Source organism: Leptospira levettii (genome assembly GCF_002812085.1).
GTDB classification, from domain to species: domain Bacteria; phylum Spirochaetota; class Leptospiria; order Leptospirales; family Leptospiraceae; genus Leptospira_A; species Leptospira_A levettii.
Map to the genome: position 1 here is coordinate 626,029 of NZ_NPDM01000002.1, position 14,708 is coordinate 640,736.

A 14,708-nucleotide genomic window follows, 5' to 3' on the forward strand; every position below is an offset into this window, starting at 1 on the left:
CTCAACCGTGTAGTTTATGAAGCAACATAGAGCGCTTAATGTCCACTAAAGTTTTTGCACCTGTCACACTCATTGACTGTTTTAGTTCTTCCGAATATTTTTGTAAAAGAAATCGTATCCCTGCGTCTTCCCCACCAACAAGTGAAATGGCAACTGGTCTTCCGACAAGAACAGAGGATGCTCCAAGGGCCAACATTTTGAACACATCCATACCAGAACGAATTCCCCCATCCACAAGGACTGGGATTTTTCCATTGACGGCTTCTGCAATTTTGGGTAATACCCTGGCAGTTCCTGGCATTCCATCCAAAACTCGACCACCATGGTTCGATACTACAATAGCAGAAAATCCACCTTCCACTGCTAATTTAGCATCTTCCTCATTCATGATCCCTTTTAAGATAAAAGGTAGTTTTGTTTTTTCACGGAGCCTTATGAGTTTTTCCAAAGGTCTCGTTACACTCGATAAATTTTTCTGTACCATTGTTTTAAAATTCACAGCATCGATGTCCATACCGATGGCGAACACTCCGTCCGCTTCTGCTTGTAAAAAACGTTCGAGGAGTAAAGATTCATCTTCCCTTGGTTTACAAATGAGAATTCCTTTTCCAGAAACTTTTTTAAGTGCTTCTAACATGATTTTGTATTTTTCAGGAGAAGCTCCATCACCAAGCCAAGCAAGGCTTCCATTTTGCGAGAAGGACCGAACAACAGTTAAAGCATAATCTGCGTCGGTCATGACAAAATTCATATTGGTGCCCACACCTGTCATAGGTGCTGCCATGATGGGAGTTTTTAAATCATAACCCAAAAACTTTGTATGTATTTCAGGACTTACATGTTCCCTGATATAACCTGGTAGGATTTTAAATTCGGAAAGGGCTTCATAATTGTCCTGAAATGTTTCCATAAGGCCAACACCACCCATTCCAGGTATCCCAGACGCACAATTTTTCCCATCACATACTTTACAGACCCAACAGATTTCTTTTCCAAATCGAATCCGAGCTTGGTCTCCAATTTCTTTTTCCGTAATCGAAAATTGTTCATCAACTTCAAATACGATGGTTTGTTTTACTTTCTCAAATACAAGTTCTGCTTCTTTTAAACTGTCTGAGACGATGATCACATGACCCGACTTATCAATGTTATTTGTCGGTTCTTTAATAATATCTCCAGGTTTGGACTGAAGGAAAACTTCAGAAACCCCTTCAATTTTTTTGATTTCCTCAACACCACTGATAGAGATGAGTTTTCCAGGTTTGGAGAGTAAGGATCTTTCAATGGAAACTCGATTCACGACTGGCTCTAGATTGTCGGGAGTTTCACCAAGTGAAATGAGTAGTGCAGCGCGGTTGAGATTCACTCCTGTAGACAATGGATAGGTGAATGCTGACATAAAACCACCAGAAAGCCTTGCAGCAATCTCACCAATTTTTACACCGTCTTTTGTAACCTTGATATCACCTTTCCCAGCACCTAAATGGATTCCGAGTGCCCTCATTCCTCCCGCCATCACACGTTCCACTTCATCTAAGACATCTTTTGGCATCGCCGAAGGCATGTTATGTCCGACTTCGATAAAATATGGTTCCCTTTCAATGATCCGATCGGCAATCCCTGTCATATGAATTTGGCCTTGGAATGCTAAAGCATCCACTGAAAGTTCTGGCCCTTCCATATATTCTTCTAAAATCAATTCACCTGTGGGGCAAAACCTCTTTGCATGACGGAAAGCAACTTGTAAGTCATCACGGTTTGTGACCTTAATCACACCTCGTGCTCCCATATTATCAGCTGGTTTCATTACAAGAGGAAAGGTCAACTCATCTAACGCATCTTTTGCGTCCTGCATCGACCAAACTGGAGCAAAACGAGGAATGGGAAGTCCAAATTCTTTCAGACGTTTTCGCATCTTTACTTTATTGGATGCTGCTTCTGCATCAACAAATCGAATGCCAGGAAGTTGTAAGGCAGAGGCAACAGCGGCTACTGTCATACTCGCATCTGTTCCTGCGGTGATCACACCATGGATTGTATTTTTTTGGGAAAACTTCTTGGCTTCACGTACCATACCTTCCACATCCTTTGTGGACATGAGGATGGTTTCGTCAGCAATTTGGAATCCTATCGAAGTGGGATTCATATCAGCAACAACTGTATGCAAACGCATTGTTTTTGCTGTTTGGATGATGGGAACCTGTAACAACCCTCCTCCTATGATGAGGATTGTTTTTCCTTCAACTGATTTCAAATGGGAACACTCTCCCTAGATACTTCAATGTTTGATTTCACTTTACGTGTGATGGAACCTTTTTGGATGATACCACCTGCATAAAGATAATCTCCATTTGTTGGATAAAACGTTGCAGATTGACCGGGTGTAACACTTTTTACGTCTTCTAAAAATTCAACTTTCCAAGTATCACCAAGTGAAGTCACCTTACAATGAACAGGTGCACTTCTATACCTGATTTGCACCTTCATTTCGAGGGATTGTCCAGGTAACAAAGGAGTTAATGCTTGGTAAGTGATTTCTTCCAAGACAAAAGATTCAGAAACTGTTTCTTCTTCTTCTCCTAAAATGACAGTCCCATCATCTTCAATGGAAAGTACATAGAGAGGATTTTTCCAAGCGATCCCAAGGCCTTTTCTTTGGCCAATGGTGAATCCTTCTTTTCCTTGGTGTTTACCAATGATTTGTCCTGAAGCTAATTTAAAAAATCCAGGGGTAAACTCCATTCCCTTTTTTTTAAGGAAGGATCTGTAATCATTTTCAGGGATAAAACAAATTTCTTGAGATTCTGGTTTTTCGGCAACAGGGAGACCCATCCGTTTGGCAATTTCTCGGACTTGTGATTTGTCCATCTCACCTAATGGAAAAACTGTATTTTTAATATTTTCTTGGGACAAACCGTACAGGTAGTACGCCTGGTTTTTCTTCATATCGACAGCATTACGGATCGCATAACGACCGTTTACTTCGATGACTCGTGCATAATGGCCAGTGGCGATTTTATCAATTCCTAATTTTTTGGCTTGTTCAAATAAAGCACCAAACTTCACAAAGGTGTTACATTCTACACAAGGATTTGGGGTTCGGCCATCTTTATAATCACTGATAAATCGATCGATAACACGTTCTCCAAATACCTTTTCCATTTTGATGACGTAAAACGGAATGTTTAAGGAAAGACCAACATCACGGGCATCCCGGATGTCTTCAGGGGAACAACAGGATTTTTTAGTGGTATCACAAGCAGGTGCTTCGTATTCCCAAGTTCTAAGGTTGACACCAATGACATCGTAACCTTCTTCCATAAGAAGTCCCGCTGCAACAGCACTGTCTACGCCACCACTCATCGCCACTATGATTTTTTCTTTTTCTTTCACCTTAGTTCTCTTGGTGGATGATCCCAATACGGTTCCGAGAAAAATCCCAAAACAGAGGACGAGTCCTCAAAATACCAAGCCCAATCACCCAACCCTCTTCCTTATCCTTGTCCCCTGATAAATGGAAATTCTCAAGTGAAATTCCTGTGAGAAACTCTACGTTCTGGTAATCTTCCCGAAATCCTGATTTGGCGATGAGTGTGAGAGGTTCCATGGACCGCCAGTGGTTCATGATGAGGATGGAATTCCCTGGCCGAAAGACCCTCCTTTCCCCTAAAAACTCATCGTCCCCTCCTTTTGGTAACAAACTGAGGGAAGCTCCTGTATCGATATGAGCATAGGACTGGAAGGATTTTGGGTATTCAAAGGATACAAATGTATGTTCTCCCTTCTGTTTGGTAGAAAGGATTTTCAATTGGGTGCCAAGGTATGCATCCGGGTGGACACAAAAAGGGGAATTCTCCGAAAACCAATACAAGTCCTTTTGGTCCCAAAAGATACAAGTCCCTCGGAAGAAATCAAGACCCACCAGCCCTTGGATGCCTTTGGGTAAAATCCCCTCTCCCCTTCGAATTGATACAACTTGTCCACCAATTTGGAATTCTTTGGAATTGGAAGGATCTGTTCCTTCATAAAAACTGATATTTGAACCTGTATCCCATAAAAAAGAAAAGGATTCATTCCCTGATTGGAACCCAAGTAGTAATAGGGAAATCCCAGTATCTAACACTTGTATTTTGGTATGAGGAGGAAGGGTTCTAGGAAAACGAAACGAAGAGGGAAAATTTTGTGAGGACTTCAATTCTTTTTTAGTGGGGGTTGGCAGACACACCCACAAACAGATGCTAAGAGATACTAAACCAATTTTTTGATACAACGAGAATGTGGGCATCTGGAATAATCTACCGTACAATCTCTGTATTCAATCCCTGTGTTTGCATCTTTTGTTTTGTATTCAATGAAACAAGAGTATGGTTGGAAATTGAAGGAAGACAACCCAAGGGCACGGTTACGGATGGATTCGTATACATCTGAGGGAACAGAAGGAGAAAGGTCTTTGAGTAAGTATGCAGGTTCTGCCATACTCTACCCATCGGCTATTTTCCTAATCTTTATAACAAATTGTGCGGTTTCTTCCAGAATGTTTGGCTTGGTACAGGGCTTTGTCCGCACGTTCAATCAGATCTTTATTGTTTCTGTCAGTGGCACGAAAACTAGAAACCCCAACAGAAAGTGTGACTTTTAAGTCAGAACCATCGTTTGGATTTTTGACTACCATTTCTTCCACTGCTTTTCGGATTTCTTCCCCTTTGGCAATGGCCTCCTCTTCTGTGGCGCCAGGCATCACGAGGCAAAACTCTTCTCCACCATACCGTGCGGGGATATGATGGCGTTGTGCTTTCCCAATGAGTTGTTTTGCCACTTCGATGAGGACAACATCCCCAGCTTGGTGGCCATAGGTATCATTGAACGTTTTGAATTTGTCCACATCCGTAAAAAGTAGGGATAGTTTGGTGCCTTTTTTACGACAACGTTCCATCTCTTCTTTGAGTTTGGTTTGGAAGTAGTGATGGATTTTTAAACCCGTCATCATATCGACGGTGGCAAGTTCATAAAGCCTTGCATTGTCCACTGCAATCCCTGCGAGGTTTGCAAGGGTTGTCATAAATTCTTTTTCATCTTCCAAAAATTCTTCGGAAGTCATTTTGTCCCCAAGGACAAGTAACCCGTTGACCTTACCTTTTGCATTGAGAGGGACAAGGATTTCTGCTCCCATTTTGCGAAGGTAAACAATATCAGGAATTTTGTTTAGGACTTCCATCTGCAAAATTTGGTCCATTGTGATGGCCTTCGGTTTTTCTTCAAAATAATGGATGAGTGGGCTATCGATTTTGATTTCGTAGTTTTGTTCGTCTGTGCTTAACTCAAATCCTTTGATGGATTGGGGTTCTAATTTAAAAATTCCAAGGTCAATTTCTGGTTCAAGGTACATGGCGGCATGCAGGGTCTGCAACTGCGCCAAACAGATGTTAAGAATTGCATCAATTAAATACTTATAGTCTAACGTGGAATTTAATGCACGGGAGATTTCCAGTAGTTGTTTTTGGTCGTAGATTTTTTTTTCGTAATGCTCAAAAACGATATCAGTGTTTTCTTTAAAAGACAAAACGCACCGCCAGAATTCTATATAAGATAGGAATCATTCGTTATATTTGACACCTGTAAAGTAAGATTTATGCGGAAATCGATAAATTTCAGTTGGGTAGTAAAAAGGAAAGTTTCTGTATTCATTTTGTTGACAATAAACGAATCTTTAAAATAATGGTCGTATACCGCGCGGTGGAGCAGCTGGTAGCTCGTTGGGCTCATAACCCAAAGGCCACAGGTTCGAATCCTGTCCGCGCAACCGTTATCATCCCTTTCCCAATTCTTTACTTCTCTCTGTTGCTCTTCTGACAGCATCCCGAACTGCGGTAGAAAAACCGCCTCGTTCCAAAGCATCTAGTCCATGAATGGTAGTCCCTCCTGGGGAAGTCACCCAATTGCGCACTTCCATAGGATGAAGTGTGTGGTCTTTGGAACGTAACTCACGGAAATACACAAGAGTTCCTTCGATGGTCTCCATGGCAAGACCCAAGGATTCCTCATAACTGAGTCCCTCTTGTAAGCCTGCTTCTGCCATGGCTTGCAAAAACGTAAGCACATAGGCAGGACCAGATCCTGACAATCCAGTGACAACATCCATCAGAGATTCCTTGCTGATACGAATTGTCTCCCCCATTCCATAAAATAGTCGTTCGGTATGGGACACCGCTTCCTCTTCACAATAATACCCCATCGCACCTCGATTGGACACAAGTGGTAAATTTGGCATCACTCGTACACAAGTGGATCCTTTAGGAGTGGATTTCACCAACTGTCCATAAGAAATACCTGCTGCAATGGAAACAAAAATCGCAGGTTTCGTAAATTCTCCTAGGACTGGTTCTACTAGATTTGGTTTCACTGCGATCACAAACAAACCTGCTTCCTTTTCTAATGCATCCAAAGTGGAAACCAAACTAACACCTTCGATGGGAGATTGTTTGAGGTTTGGATCAAATGCAAAAAGTTTTGTTCCTTGGGCCACAAGTGCTTTGGCAATGGCTCCTCCCATTTTCCCAAGTCCAACCATCCCAACTGTTTTAAACGGAGTGTGTACCATAATCCCTTTCTCCAAATATTTTTGATCCAATCCGAACAAAGTTAGATCCAAGTTCCACCGCTAATCCATAATCCCCACTCATACCCATCGAAAGTTTTTTTTCTGGAAAATGTTCTTCACGTAACTTAGCTAAATTTGTAAAAACCTCTTTTGTTTGGTTGGGATCTCCCGAAGAAGGTCCCATTCCCATAAACCCTTCCCAAATACAATACTCGTTCTGGTATTTGGATAACTCATCTTTGTTTGTTAGAATCGTTTCTAAACTAAAACCATGTTTGGTATTTTCATTTGTCAGGTTTGTTTGTAAAAAATAACGAATTTTCTTTTTCTCTTTTTCAGCTCGTTTTAAAAGTTCACTCAAACTTGAAAAAGATCCCACACCATGTGTATAAGAAAATATACCGAATAACTTACGTAAGGTTCCAGATTGAACGGGTCCTATATGATGGACATTGACATTCGATTCTGACTCTGGAAATTCTTCTCGCAACCGAGTGAACTTATCAATTGCTTCCGGTATATAGTTTTCTCCAAATTCTCGAATCCCTTGGAGGTATGCTTCCTTCACAACTTCATAGGGTTTGGTTTTGGAAACTGCGATGAGGGTTGGAGGATTCCCTTGGGAAAGGGAATTCATTTCGTGTTGGATGGACTGGTAAACTGAAATGTAATCAGACACGATTACTTAGCTAATGCTTTTTCTAAGGAATCAATTCTACGTTCGATTTCCAAAAATCGTTTTTCATTTCGATCGTTGGAAGAGTTGAGTTTTTGTTCCACTTCTTTCATCCGAACTTCCAAAGAAGAAGAATTTCCCGTCTGTTTGGAATTTGTCTTTTTACTCACATTTGATTCTTTGTAAGTTGTGGTTTGTGTTTTGTAACTGAGTTTGGAACTCGATTTTTTACGTTTTGACTTGGGGGTAACAGTAGAAGTTTCTTTTACAAGTTTCCCTTGTTTTGATCTTTGCACTGTTGTTTTAGGTTCCGAACTGAAGTCTTCTTCGTTTTTGGAAGTAACTTGTGGTGTTTCACTCACAGATTGTTTTTTCACAACTTCTTTTGTTTTCGGCTTTTGTGATTCTTTGTTTTCTTTGGGAGAAATTTGTTCTTCTACTTGGTCTAGTTTTTCTTGTAAACGAGAGCTACTGTCTTTTGGTTCTCTCGTTTTGGCACCTGATGCAACAGATACTGACCTAGGTCTTTGTGACTCCGGTTCCATATCATCCAAACTTGGAAGTTCTGGGAGTTTGGAACGGTCTTCCCTAGATTCCCTTTCATTTGGTTCTTCCATCAGATCCTTAGGAGGCGTCATGGAATCAGGTGCTTTGGTGATTTCTCGGTCAACCATCTCAACTTCTTTGTTTTTTCCGATGGTTTGGAGCTTTTGGTAAATTTCATTCCTATAGATAAATGCGAAAATGAACGATGAAAGAAGTAGGACCACTAGAATGGCAGTTGTGAGTATTTTCAAATTGTCGCGGCGGCCCATGACGTGCGGATTCCTTTCCTTTGATACGGATAGAGTACACGTTTTTGCGCTTTCGAAAAGTGAGAAATCATGCAGAACATAAAAAAATTCACATTCTTTCTAGGTTTCTTACTGAGTTTTGCCAGTCTTCTGTCTCTTCCGAGACCCCATGACCCAGACGAACTTGGCCGAGTGCAAATTTTAAAATCTGCTCTGGCAATGGACACACATTACCTACTCTACCTTGTCGAAGACTTTGAAGGGGAAAGGCCTTGGGATTTTTACCGAGTGGATTCCTTTTTGGCGGAAACACAATTTGCAGCATCCGTTTCCAAATCGGATGCCTTTTTAGAAGAATCAAAATTACTAAAAGAATCTGGTTATCCCAACTTACAAAACCAAACCAGTTTCCTTGTGCAAAGTTATGTCGAAAACCCACGACTCGACCACTGGGAAATCAGACCCAAAGAACCAGTCCTTCTCCCTTTGGGAATGCCCATCCAAGGGATCCTTTGGGTGTATTCGGAGGGCCACCATATCAATTTGAGTATGGGCCTCTCACAAAAAAAATCGAAGGACTTGTATTTTGATTTGGGAACTCTCAATTTTGTTGGTTGGCGAAGGCTGGAATTTAAAATCACTTTGCCAAAAGAAAATACGAGACTCATCCAATCGATGTCCTTTCCCATCTCGTTTGCTTCCTTTCGATTAAAAAGTTTAGCGTCTCAAAAAAAAGGTGAGTTCCATTTGTATTTTGATAATCTTTGTTTTGTGATTGATAAACGTACTTTTAGTTATCCAGGTGCCGAAGTGAATGATACTTGGGGTAACAAACGCTAAATGGTCTATTTTTTTTACAATATCCTTTTGTTCAAAATTTGGATCTTATTAAAATTAGTTTCCCTTTTCTCAAAAAAAATCCGGACTGAAATTTCCAAACGAAATCGTTCTTTGGAAACTTTGTACAAAAATCCCCCGAATGGAAAAACTGTGATTTGGTTCCACTCAGCAAGTGTAGGAGAACTAGACCAAGCAAAAGCATTAGCAGAAACCATACGCCGGCATAGACCAAATGTGTTCATCATCCAATCCGTATTTTCCTCATCCGTGAAAGAATCCGCTTTTTCGGATCCTCTGGCAAACTGTTACTTTTATTTGCCCTTTGATTTACCGTTTGCTTATAACAAAATCTTTAAACGATTTCGTCCAAAATTTTTATTCATCATGGCTTGGGACACTTGGCCTAATCTTTTAAAAAAAGCAAATCAGTTTGGAACAAAATCCTACCTTTGTTGCGCCAGTTTGTCGTCTCAGTCTTCCAGAAAAAATCCATTGGTGCGCCTTCTGACTAAATCTTCTTTTCGATACCTTTCTGGAATTTATCCAAGCCACCAACTAATGGCAAAGGAATTTGAAGGTTTGGTTTCCACAGAATCCGACTTTTCGGTATTAGGTGACACAAGGTTCGAATCGGTTTGGAATAAATTGGAAACAAAATCTCCAAATCCAATTTTTACAGATTTTATACAAAAACAAAAAGAGTTTCTGAATTCAAACAAACCAGTGATCCTTGGTTCCACCTATCCAATTTGTGAGTCACATTTTTTAAAGTATTTAGGAACACATAAAGACCATCATTCCTATTGGATATTCCCACACCAATGGGAATCCAAACGGATGATGGAATGGAAATCAAAACTGCAAGATTATGGTTCTGTGAGGATTTTTTCTGAACTAAAAGAAAAGGAAACCCTACCAAAATTTTTACTTTTTGATCTTTTGGGGATACTTGCATTTGCATACCAGTATGCTAGTTTTGCTTATGTTGGTGGAGGTTTTCACAACCGAATCCACAATACCATCGAACCTGCTGCTTTGGGCCTACCCATCATCACAGGTCCCAGAATCCAAAATGCACCAGAAGCAATCGTTATGCAAGAATTAGGTGGTCTTTTCAAAACGGTATCAGAATCAGATTTTTGTTCCCATTTTTATGAACTGACGAAAAACAGTGAACTTAGGGAAAAGATGGGAAGTATCAATCGAAACTTTGTTGTAGAAAATAGAGGTGCATCGGAAAAGATTTATAACCGAGTTTTTCCGTATGACAAAATCTAAAATTGCCGCTGTTTCACTGAATACGACCCCTCTTGATTTTTTAGGCAATTTTGAAAGTATCGTTTCTGCCATCCAAAACAAAGAATCAGAAGATGCCGATCTCATCCTGTTTCCAGAACTTTGTATTTCAGGGTATGGTTGTGAAGATGCATTTTACCGACCAAGTCTTTGGGAAAAATCAATCGATGTTCTAAACAAAATCAAAACCATTTCTCCCAAACAAGTGATAGTGGTTGGCCTTCCTCTTTTTGTAGATTCATTTTTGTACAATTGTATGGCGGTTTTGTATGATGGTAAAATCCAAGCACTTGTTCCCAAACTCAATTTGGCAAATACAGGCGTACATTATGAACGGCGTTGGTTCCACTCACCACAATCATTTACAAAGAAACGGATCACCATTGGGGATACAGAAATACCCTTTGGCCATTTTTTGTTTGCAATGAAAAACTTCACCTTCGCGATTGAAATTTGTGAAGACAGTTGGTCTACTCAGAAACCCTCTCTGTTTTATAATTTATCAGGTGTGGATGTTGTTCTTTCACCAGGTGCTTCCCATTTTGCGATGGGAAAACAAAATACCCGTAGGCAAATTTTTAAAGAAACAAGCCGTAACCAAAACAATTTACAAGTCTTTACCAATCTCTGTGGAAATGAATCGGGAAGGATCATCTTTGAAGGGGGTGCATTTTTTACTTCTTGTGGTTCTATTTTAAAAGAAGGCCCAAGATTACACTTCACTCCTTTTGCCATCACGAGTTTTTCCTTTGATCCAAATGAAATGAAAGCTTCCAAAGCAAGGAATTTACGAGAACCAAATCCTAAACCCGACGGAAACGAACTCACCACAATCAACTTAAAACCAAATGGACAAAATGGAAAAGAATCCCGAGTGAACTTCCAAATTTTAGACAAACGTGGGGAAGAGAAGTGGGAAAATCTTGTTTCGACAGAATCCTTAAGCCCTTTTGAAGAATTCACAAAAGCAGTTTGCCTTGGGTTATTTGACTATTTGCGAAAATCCAAAACTAAAGGGTATACCCTCTCACTCTCTGGTGGGGCCGATAGTGCAACCTGTGCCCTACTTGTTTCCACGATGGTATCGATTGCCAAAGAAGAAAATGGTGAATCCATATTCACCAAACTTGGGTTAACCGAAAAAAATCTCCTGGTTACTTTGTACCAAAAAACAAAAAATAATTCACCCATCACGGAAGAAATCGCAAAATCCTTAAGCGAAGAATTGGGATGTGAATACCATTCGATATCCATCGATGAAATGGTTTCCAGTTCCGTTTCCATCATCGAATCGGTAAAGGGAACCAAACTCAATTGGAAAGAACATGACTTAGCTTTACAAAACATCCAAGCAAGGGTGCGTTCTCCACTCATTTGGTTACTGGCAAACCTAAATGGGCATCTCCTACTTTCCACAGGGAACAGAAGTGAAGCAGCTGTTGGTTACACAACGATGGATGGAGATTCTTCAGGTTCCATTGCCCCACTTGCTGGTGTGAGTAAGGAATTTTTACTCGACTGGTTAGATGATATCCAAAAGGGAAACAATCGATACATCACTCCGAAACAATCTATTCAGATGTTACGAAATACAAAACCAACTGCTGAGTTGAAACCTCTCGCCGAACACCAAGAAGATGAAAAGGATCTCATGCCATATCCCATCCTCAATTCCATTGAACGGAAATTGGTGTACTTGGGAATGGAAGAATCCAATGTCTTAGATGAGTTAAGAAGAGAATTCCCCTGGGAACGAGAGGACAATTTATTCGGTTATGTCCAAAAATTCAAAAAACTATTTGGGATTTCGCAATGGAAAAGAGAAAGGCTCCCTCCCTCTTTCCATTTGGATGAGTATGGACTAGATCCTAAATCCAGTTACCGGTATCCAATTCTTTCAAACGAAACTTAAGTAGGTGGTGGAAGTCCTGCTTTTGCATAAGCACTGGCAGCTTCTTTTTCGATTTGTTCGTTTTGGAATTGGATGTTTTTTAATATCTCTTGGAACTTTTTATCCATTTCAGGATCATCCCCACCTTGAGATTCGATGAGATAATTAATGATCTCAAGTCGATCCTTTCCTTGTTTTCGCACATGCCCGTAATACGTGGTTAAATCGGAAGCATTTGCATTACCACCAAACACTGAATTAGTGGCTCGAGTGAGTTTTTGATTGAACTCAGCTTGTTTTTTCTTTTCTTCTGCCGTCATTCGTTTTGGAATGAGGTCATTGTCAGGGAATTGTTCTCTTAATTCCTCAAAGGCTTGCATTGCTTCAGGAGGATATGGTTTTCCTGTTTGGGGGTTAATCGGAATTTCTCCTGATTCCCCAGCTGCAATGTTTGGGTCATCTTCATACCGCATCCCACCCGCATTGTAATAATCGGAATCAAAGATGGAACCCGAGTCTTCTCCACGAACTCCCAATCGATTTGTGCCTTTGGGATTGTTCGAACCTCCTCCGAATAAAGCAAGGGCCTGCGAACTTCTTTCTTTTTTACGACGGAGCTCATCTTCATCCTCACCACCGAGCATAAGGAGGATGAGAAAAAAAAGCCCAATGAGGGAAATGGAGACAAAGAGTAATTTTTTTTGGATTCCCATAGATTGAATTCCTGAAAACTTGGAAGGGAAACGAGAAATAGAATGCGTTTTCCCTCTTTACATCCAATTTACTATATCTGCGTATCTTTTCTCTCTTTTTTTCATTGTGGAGTGAACACAGACACCCCGGTAGCCCCATTTGTATTTTTAGTGCCACCCAATGTTCCACAGCTCCTTTCTGTGGTTGCAGTGAATAGTAACATCACAAACGACTTCCAAACTGATATTCTCAATTATAATGCTGACCCAAGACCTGAATACATTCTGAAATACTATGTTACCAATAGAGAACCTCAGTTTGTTGGGTATAATTTGTATGTGACAACCGCCTTCCCTGGGATCATCCAAACTGTCCAAGGAGAATGGTTAGAAGATGGGGTACAACCCAGTTTCCCACATTTGCCATATGAAGCTTCCACTTCTTCCAGTCGGATCATGGTCAAACGGATTCGGTTTGCCGTCCCACCCCCTGGGACTGAATTTTTCCAAAAATGCCAAATCTACAACTTCACCATTCGTGCCATGCTGACAGGGGGTCTTATTTCCAATCCATCAGCTGCTGTGAGCACATGTGCCATTCCCAACCGAGTGAATGACATCCAAACTCTATGTTCTGTTGGTGTAGGTTGTAATACAACTATCTGTTCCAATCCTGCTTGTACAACCCCATCCTCTTGTGCGTTAGGAACTGCTTGTAACCCTTGCACCAAGGGGAATAATGATTTGGGTTGTACTTGTCCTGCGGGACAATCTCCTCCTGGGTGCCAGTACGTTGGCCCATAAACGCGAATCCGGAAATTTATATGTTGTGGCCACTCCCATTGGGAATATGGGAGACATCACCCTTCGAGCCATCGAGGTTTTCAAAGAGGTAGAACTTGTACTTTGTGAATCCACGAAGGAAACCAAGTCCCTTTTCCACAAACTCGGGATCGTGACTCCTGTCCTTGCCCTTTACAAAGACCATTCCGAATCTCCGTATGCCAATGTCCTCGACCAATTGAAAAAAGGGAAATCCATGGCACTTGTTTCCGATGCAGGAACCCCAGGTGTTTCCGATCCGGGAAGCCAAATGGTTCGCACCGCAAGGGAAAATGGAATTGCGATCATCCCCGTTCCAGGTGCGTCCGCCTTAACTGCTCTCCTTTCTGTTTCTGGGTTCCAAGTGAATCCTACTTATTTTTTAGGTTTTCTCTCTGAAAAACCGAGTAAAAAACGCCGAGAATTAGAGAAGGCAAAGGAAATTGAGGGACTGATCGTCTTCTATGAATCTGTCCACAAACTCCCAAGGTTATACCCTCTACTCGAGGAATTGTACCCCGAAACAGAGGTTCTTGTGGGAAGGGAGTTGACAAAGGCCTTCGAAGAGGTACTTTATTATGCAAATCCAAGGGAATTGGCAGAAAAACCTCCCAATGCGAAGGGAGAATTTGTATTTCTCTTAAACCATCGAAAAAAATCACTTAAGGGAAATTCAGATTCCTCCGATATGTGATGTAGGAAGAGGACTAAATATATGAACATCGATAAAGTAGGTCGAGTTGGTGGTTACGGTTACGAACCAAAAAAACCACAAGGGCCAAAGGAAACAGAATCCCAAACACCGGTAGATACAATTTCGATCTCCGATGCAGCTAAAAAAATTGCTTCGGAAGCAAAACTCCAAGCAGAAGTAAAACAAATTGCAAAACAAATTGTTCAAGCTCCTCCAGAAGAGGATCGCACTGAAAAAATCAAAGCGATCAAAGAACGATTGAAAAACGGAGACTATGACACTCTTTCACCAGAGATGTTAGATAAAATTTCCGACCAAATTGCAACGTCTTTCCTCGGACAACAGTAAAAAGGACAGGTGGTGAGGGATCCTTTTTTATTGTCCTCTCCGAGGATTTCTCACGCT

At 40.9% G+C, this 14,708-nt stretch carries 15 protein-coding genes and 1 tRNA gene; 7 read left to right on the plus strand and 9 right to left on the minus strand.

Going from position 1 to position 14,708, the window contains the following annotated elements:
* Window position 1: 1 nt before the first annotated feature.
* The 5 genes from CH354_RS10635 to CH354_RS10655 are packed head-to-tail and all read right to left on the minus strand — an operon-like array spanning window position 2 to window position 5,560.
* Window positions 2-2,254: an alpha-hydroxy-acid oxidizing protein gene (locus CH354_RS10635; protein WP_100718088.1), complete on the minus strand. Its 2,253-nt coding sequence runs from the start codon at window positions 2,252-2,254 to the stop codon at window positions 2-4.
* Window positions 2,251-3,393: a tRNA 2-thiouridine(34) synthase MnmA gene (mnmA, locus tag CH354_RS10640; RefSeq protein ID WP_100726544.1), complete on the minus strand. Its 1,143-nt coding sequence runs from the start codon at window positions 3,391-3,393 to the stop codon at window positions 2,251-2,253. The genes CH354_RS10635 and mnmA overlap by 4 nt, the downstream gene beginning before the upstream one ends.
* A gap of 1 nt (window position 3,394) precedes the next feature.
* On the minus strand, window positions 3,395-4,195 hold the full coding sequence (locus CH354_RS10645; protein WP_243396042.1) for a hypothetical protein: 801 nt from the start codon (window positions 4,193-4,195) through the stop codon (window positions 3,395-3,397).
* Between the two features lie 53 nt (window positions 4,196-4,248).
* Window positions 4,249-4,476, minus strand: a complete 228-nt coding sequence (locus tag CH354_RS10650; RefSeq protein WP_012388329.1) for a hypothetical protein — start codon at window positions 4,474-4,476, stop codon at window positions 4,249-4,251.
* A 22-nt stretch (window positions 4,477-4,498) separates the two neighbouring features.
* A complete protein-coding gene (locus tag CH354_RS10655; RefSeq protein ID WP_100718085.1) occupies window positions 4,499-5,560 on the minus strand; it encodes a sensor domain-containing diguanylate cyclase in 1,062 nt (353 codons plus the stop codon).
* A gap of 167 nt (window positions 5,561-5,727) precedes the next feature.
* Here CH354_RS10655 and CH354_RS10660 point away from each other — a divergent pair.
* Window positions 5,728-5,800, plus strand: a tRNA-Met gene (locus tag CH354_RS10660).
* 6 nt (window positions 5,801-5,806) lie between these two features.
* On the opposite strand, the gene CH354_RS10665 is transcribed toward CH354_RS10660, so the two are convergent.
* From CH354_RS10665 to CH354_RS10675, 3 genes are read right to left on the minus strand one after another with little or no spacing between them, the layout of a single operon-like run.
* On the minus strand, window positions 5,807-6,598 hold the full coding sequence (locus CH354_RS10665) for a pyrroline-5-carboxylate reductase family protein (protein ID WP_100766450.1): 792 nt from the start codon (window positions 6,596-6,598) through the stop codon (window positions 5,807-5,809).
* Window positions 6,579-7,277: a YggS family pyridoxal phosphate-dependent enzyme gene (locus CH354_RS10670; protein WP_100718083.1), complete on the minus strand. Its 699-nt coding sequence runs from the start codon at window positions 7,275-7,277 to the stop codon at window positions 6,579-6,581. Before CH354_RS10670 ends, CH354_RS10665 begins: the two co-directional genes overlap by 20 nt.
* A gap of 2 nt (window positions 7,278-7,279) precedes the next feature.
* Window positions 7,280-8,089 carry a hypothetical protein gene (locus CH354_RS10675; protein ID WP_100766451.1) on the minus strand — a complete coding sequence of 270 codons (810 nt, stop codon included), beginning with the start codon at window positions 8,087-8,089 and terminating at the stop codon, window positions 7,280-7,282.
* Window positions 8,090-8,158: 69 nt separating this feature from the next.
* Here CH354_RS10675 and CH354_RS10680 point away from each other — a divergent pair, with 69 nt between their 5' ends.
* The 3 genes from CH354_RS10680 to nadE are packed head-to-tail and all read left to right on the plus strand — an operon-like array spanning window position 8,159 to window position 12,116.
* Window positions 8,159-8,908, plus strand: coding sequence for a flagellar filament outer layer protein FlaA (locus CH354_RS10680; protein WP_100766452.1), 750 nt, complete (start codon window positions 8,159-8,161; stop codon window positions 8,906-8,908).
* Window positions 8,909-10,186, plus strand: coding sequence for a 3-deoxy-D-manno-octulosonic acid transferase (locus tag CH354_RS10685; protein ID WP_100766453.1), 1,278 nt, complete (start codon window positions 8,909-8,911; stop codon window positions 10,184-10,186). It abuts the gene before it with no gap.
* Complete coding sequence (gene nadE, locus CH354_RS10690; protein WP_100766454.1) at window positions 10,173-12,116, plus strand: NAD(+) synthase; 1,944 nt, start codon at window positions 10,173-10,175, stop codon at window positions 12,114-12,116. The genes CH354_RS10685 and nadE overlap by 14 nt, the downstream gene beginning before the upstream one ends.
* Here the strand turns inward: nadE and CH354_RS10695 are convergent.
* Window positions 12,113-12,808 carry an LIC_20245 family lipoprotein gene (locus tag CH354_RS10695; RefSeq protein ID WP_100766455.1) on the minus strand — a complete coding sequence of 232 codons (696 nt, stop codon included), beginning with the start codon at window positions 12,806-12,808 and terminating at the stop codon, window positions 12,113-12,115. The two genes, nadE and CH354_RS10695, sit on opposite strands and share 4 nt — an antisense overlap.
* A 42-nt stretch (window positions 12,809-12,850) precedes the next feature.
* On the opposite strand from CH354_RS10695, the gene CH354_RS10700 reads away from it, so the two are divergent.
* The 3 genes from CH354_RS10700 to CH354_RS10710 are packed head-to-tail and all read left to right on the plus strand — an operon-like array spanning window position 12,851 to window position 14,651.
* Complete coding sequence (locus CH354_RS10700; RefSeq protein WP_100726536.1) at window positions 12,851-13,591, plus strand: LIC11073 family putative lipoprotein; 741 nt, start codon at window positions 12,851-12,853, stop codon at window positions 13,589-13,591.
* Entirely contained in the window at window positions 13,581-14,303 is a 723-nt protein-coding gene (rsmI, locus tag CH354_RS10705; RefSeq protein ID WP_100718076.1) for a 16S rRNA (cytidine(1402)-2'-O)-methyltransferase, read from the plus strand. Before CH354_RS10700 ends, rsmI begins: the two co-directional genes overlap by 11 nt.
* Window positions 14,304-14,324: 21 nt before the next feature.
* The gene (locus CH354_RS10710; protein WP_100718075.1) at window positions 14,325-14,651 is read left to right on the plus strand and encodes a flagellar biosynthesis anti-sigma factor FlgM; all 327 of its coding nucleotides are present in this window, start codon (window positions 14,325-14,327) and stop codon (window positions 14,649-14,651) included.
* Window positions 14,652-14,708 lie beyond the last annotated feature (57 nt).

What these genes read in the sequence shown, in the direction of transcription:
- nadE (WP_100766454.1), top strand. Translation starts at nt 10,173, where the DNA reads ATGACAAAATCTAAAATTGCCGCTGTTTCACTGAATACGACCCCTCTT.
- CH354_RS10700 (WP_100726536.1), top strand. Translation starts at nt 12,851, where the DNA reads ATGCGTTTTCCCTCTTTACATCCAATTTACTATATCTGCGTATCTTTT.
- CH354_RS10665 (WP_100766450.1), bottom strand. Translation starts at nt 6,598, where the DNA reads ATGGTACACACTCCGTTTAAAACAGTTGGGATGGTTGGACTTGGGAAA.
- CH354_RS10680 (WP_100766452.1), top strand. Translation starts at nt 8,159, where the DNA reads ATGCAGAACATAAAAAAATTCACATTCTTTCTAGGTTTCTTACTGAGT.
- CH354_RS10695 (WP_100766455.1), bottom strand. Translation starts at nt 12,808, where the DNA reads ATGGGAATCCAAAAAAAATTACTCTTTGTCTCCATTTCCCTCATTGGG.
- CH354_RS10710 (WP_100718075.1), top strand. Translation starts at nt 14,325, where the DNA reads ATGAACATCGATAAAGTAGGTCGAGTTGGTGGTTACGGTTACGAACCA.
- CH354_RS10685 (WP_100766453.1), top strand. Translation starts at nt 8,909, where the DNA reads ATGGTCTATTTTTTTTACAATATCCTTTTGTTCAAAATTTGGATCTTA.
- CH354_RS10650 (WP_012388329.1), bottom strand. Translation starts at nt 4,476, where the DNA reads ATGGCAGAACCTGCATACTTACTCAAAGACCTTTCTCCTTCTGTTCCC.
- CH354_RS10675 (WP_100766451.1), bottom strand. Translation starts at nt 8,089, where the DNA reads ATGGGCCGCCGCGACAATTTGAAAATACTCACAACTGCCATTCTAGTG.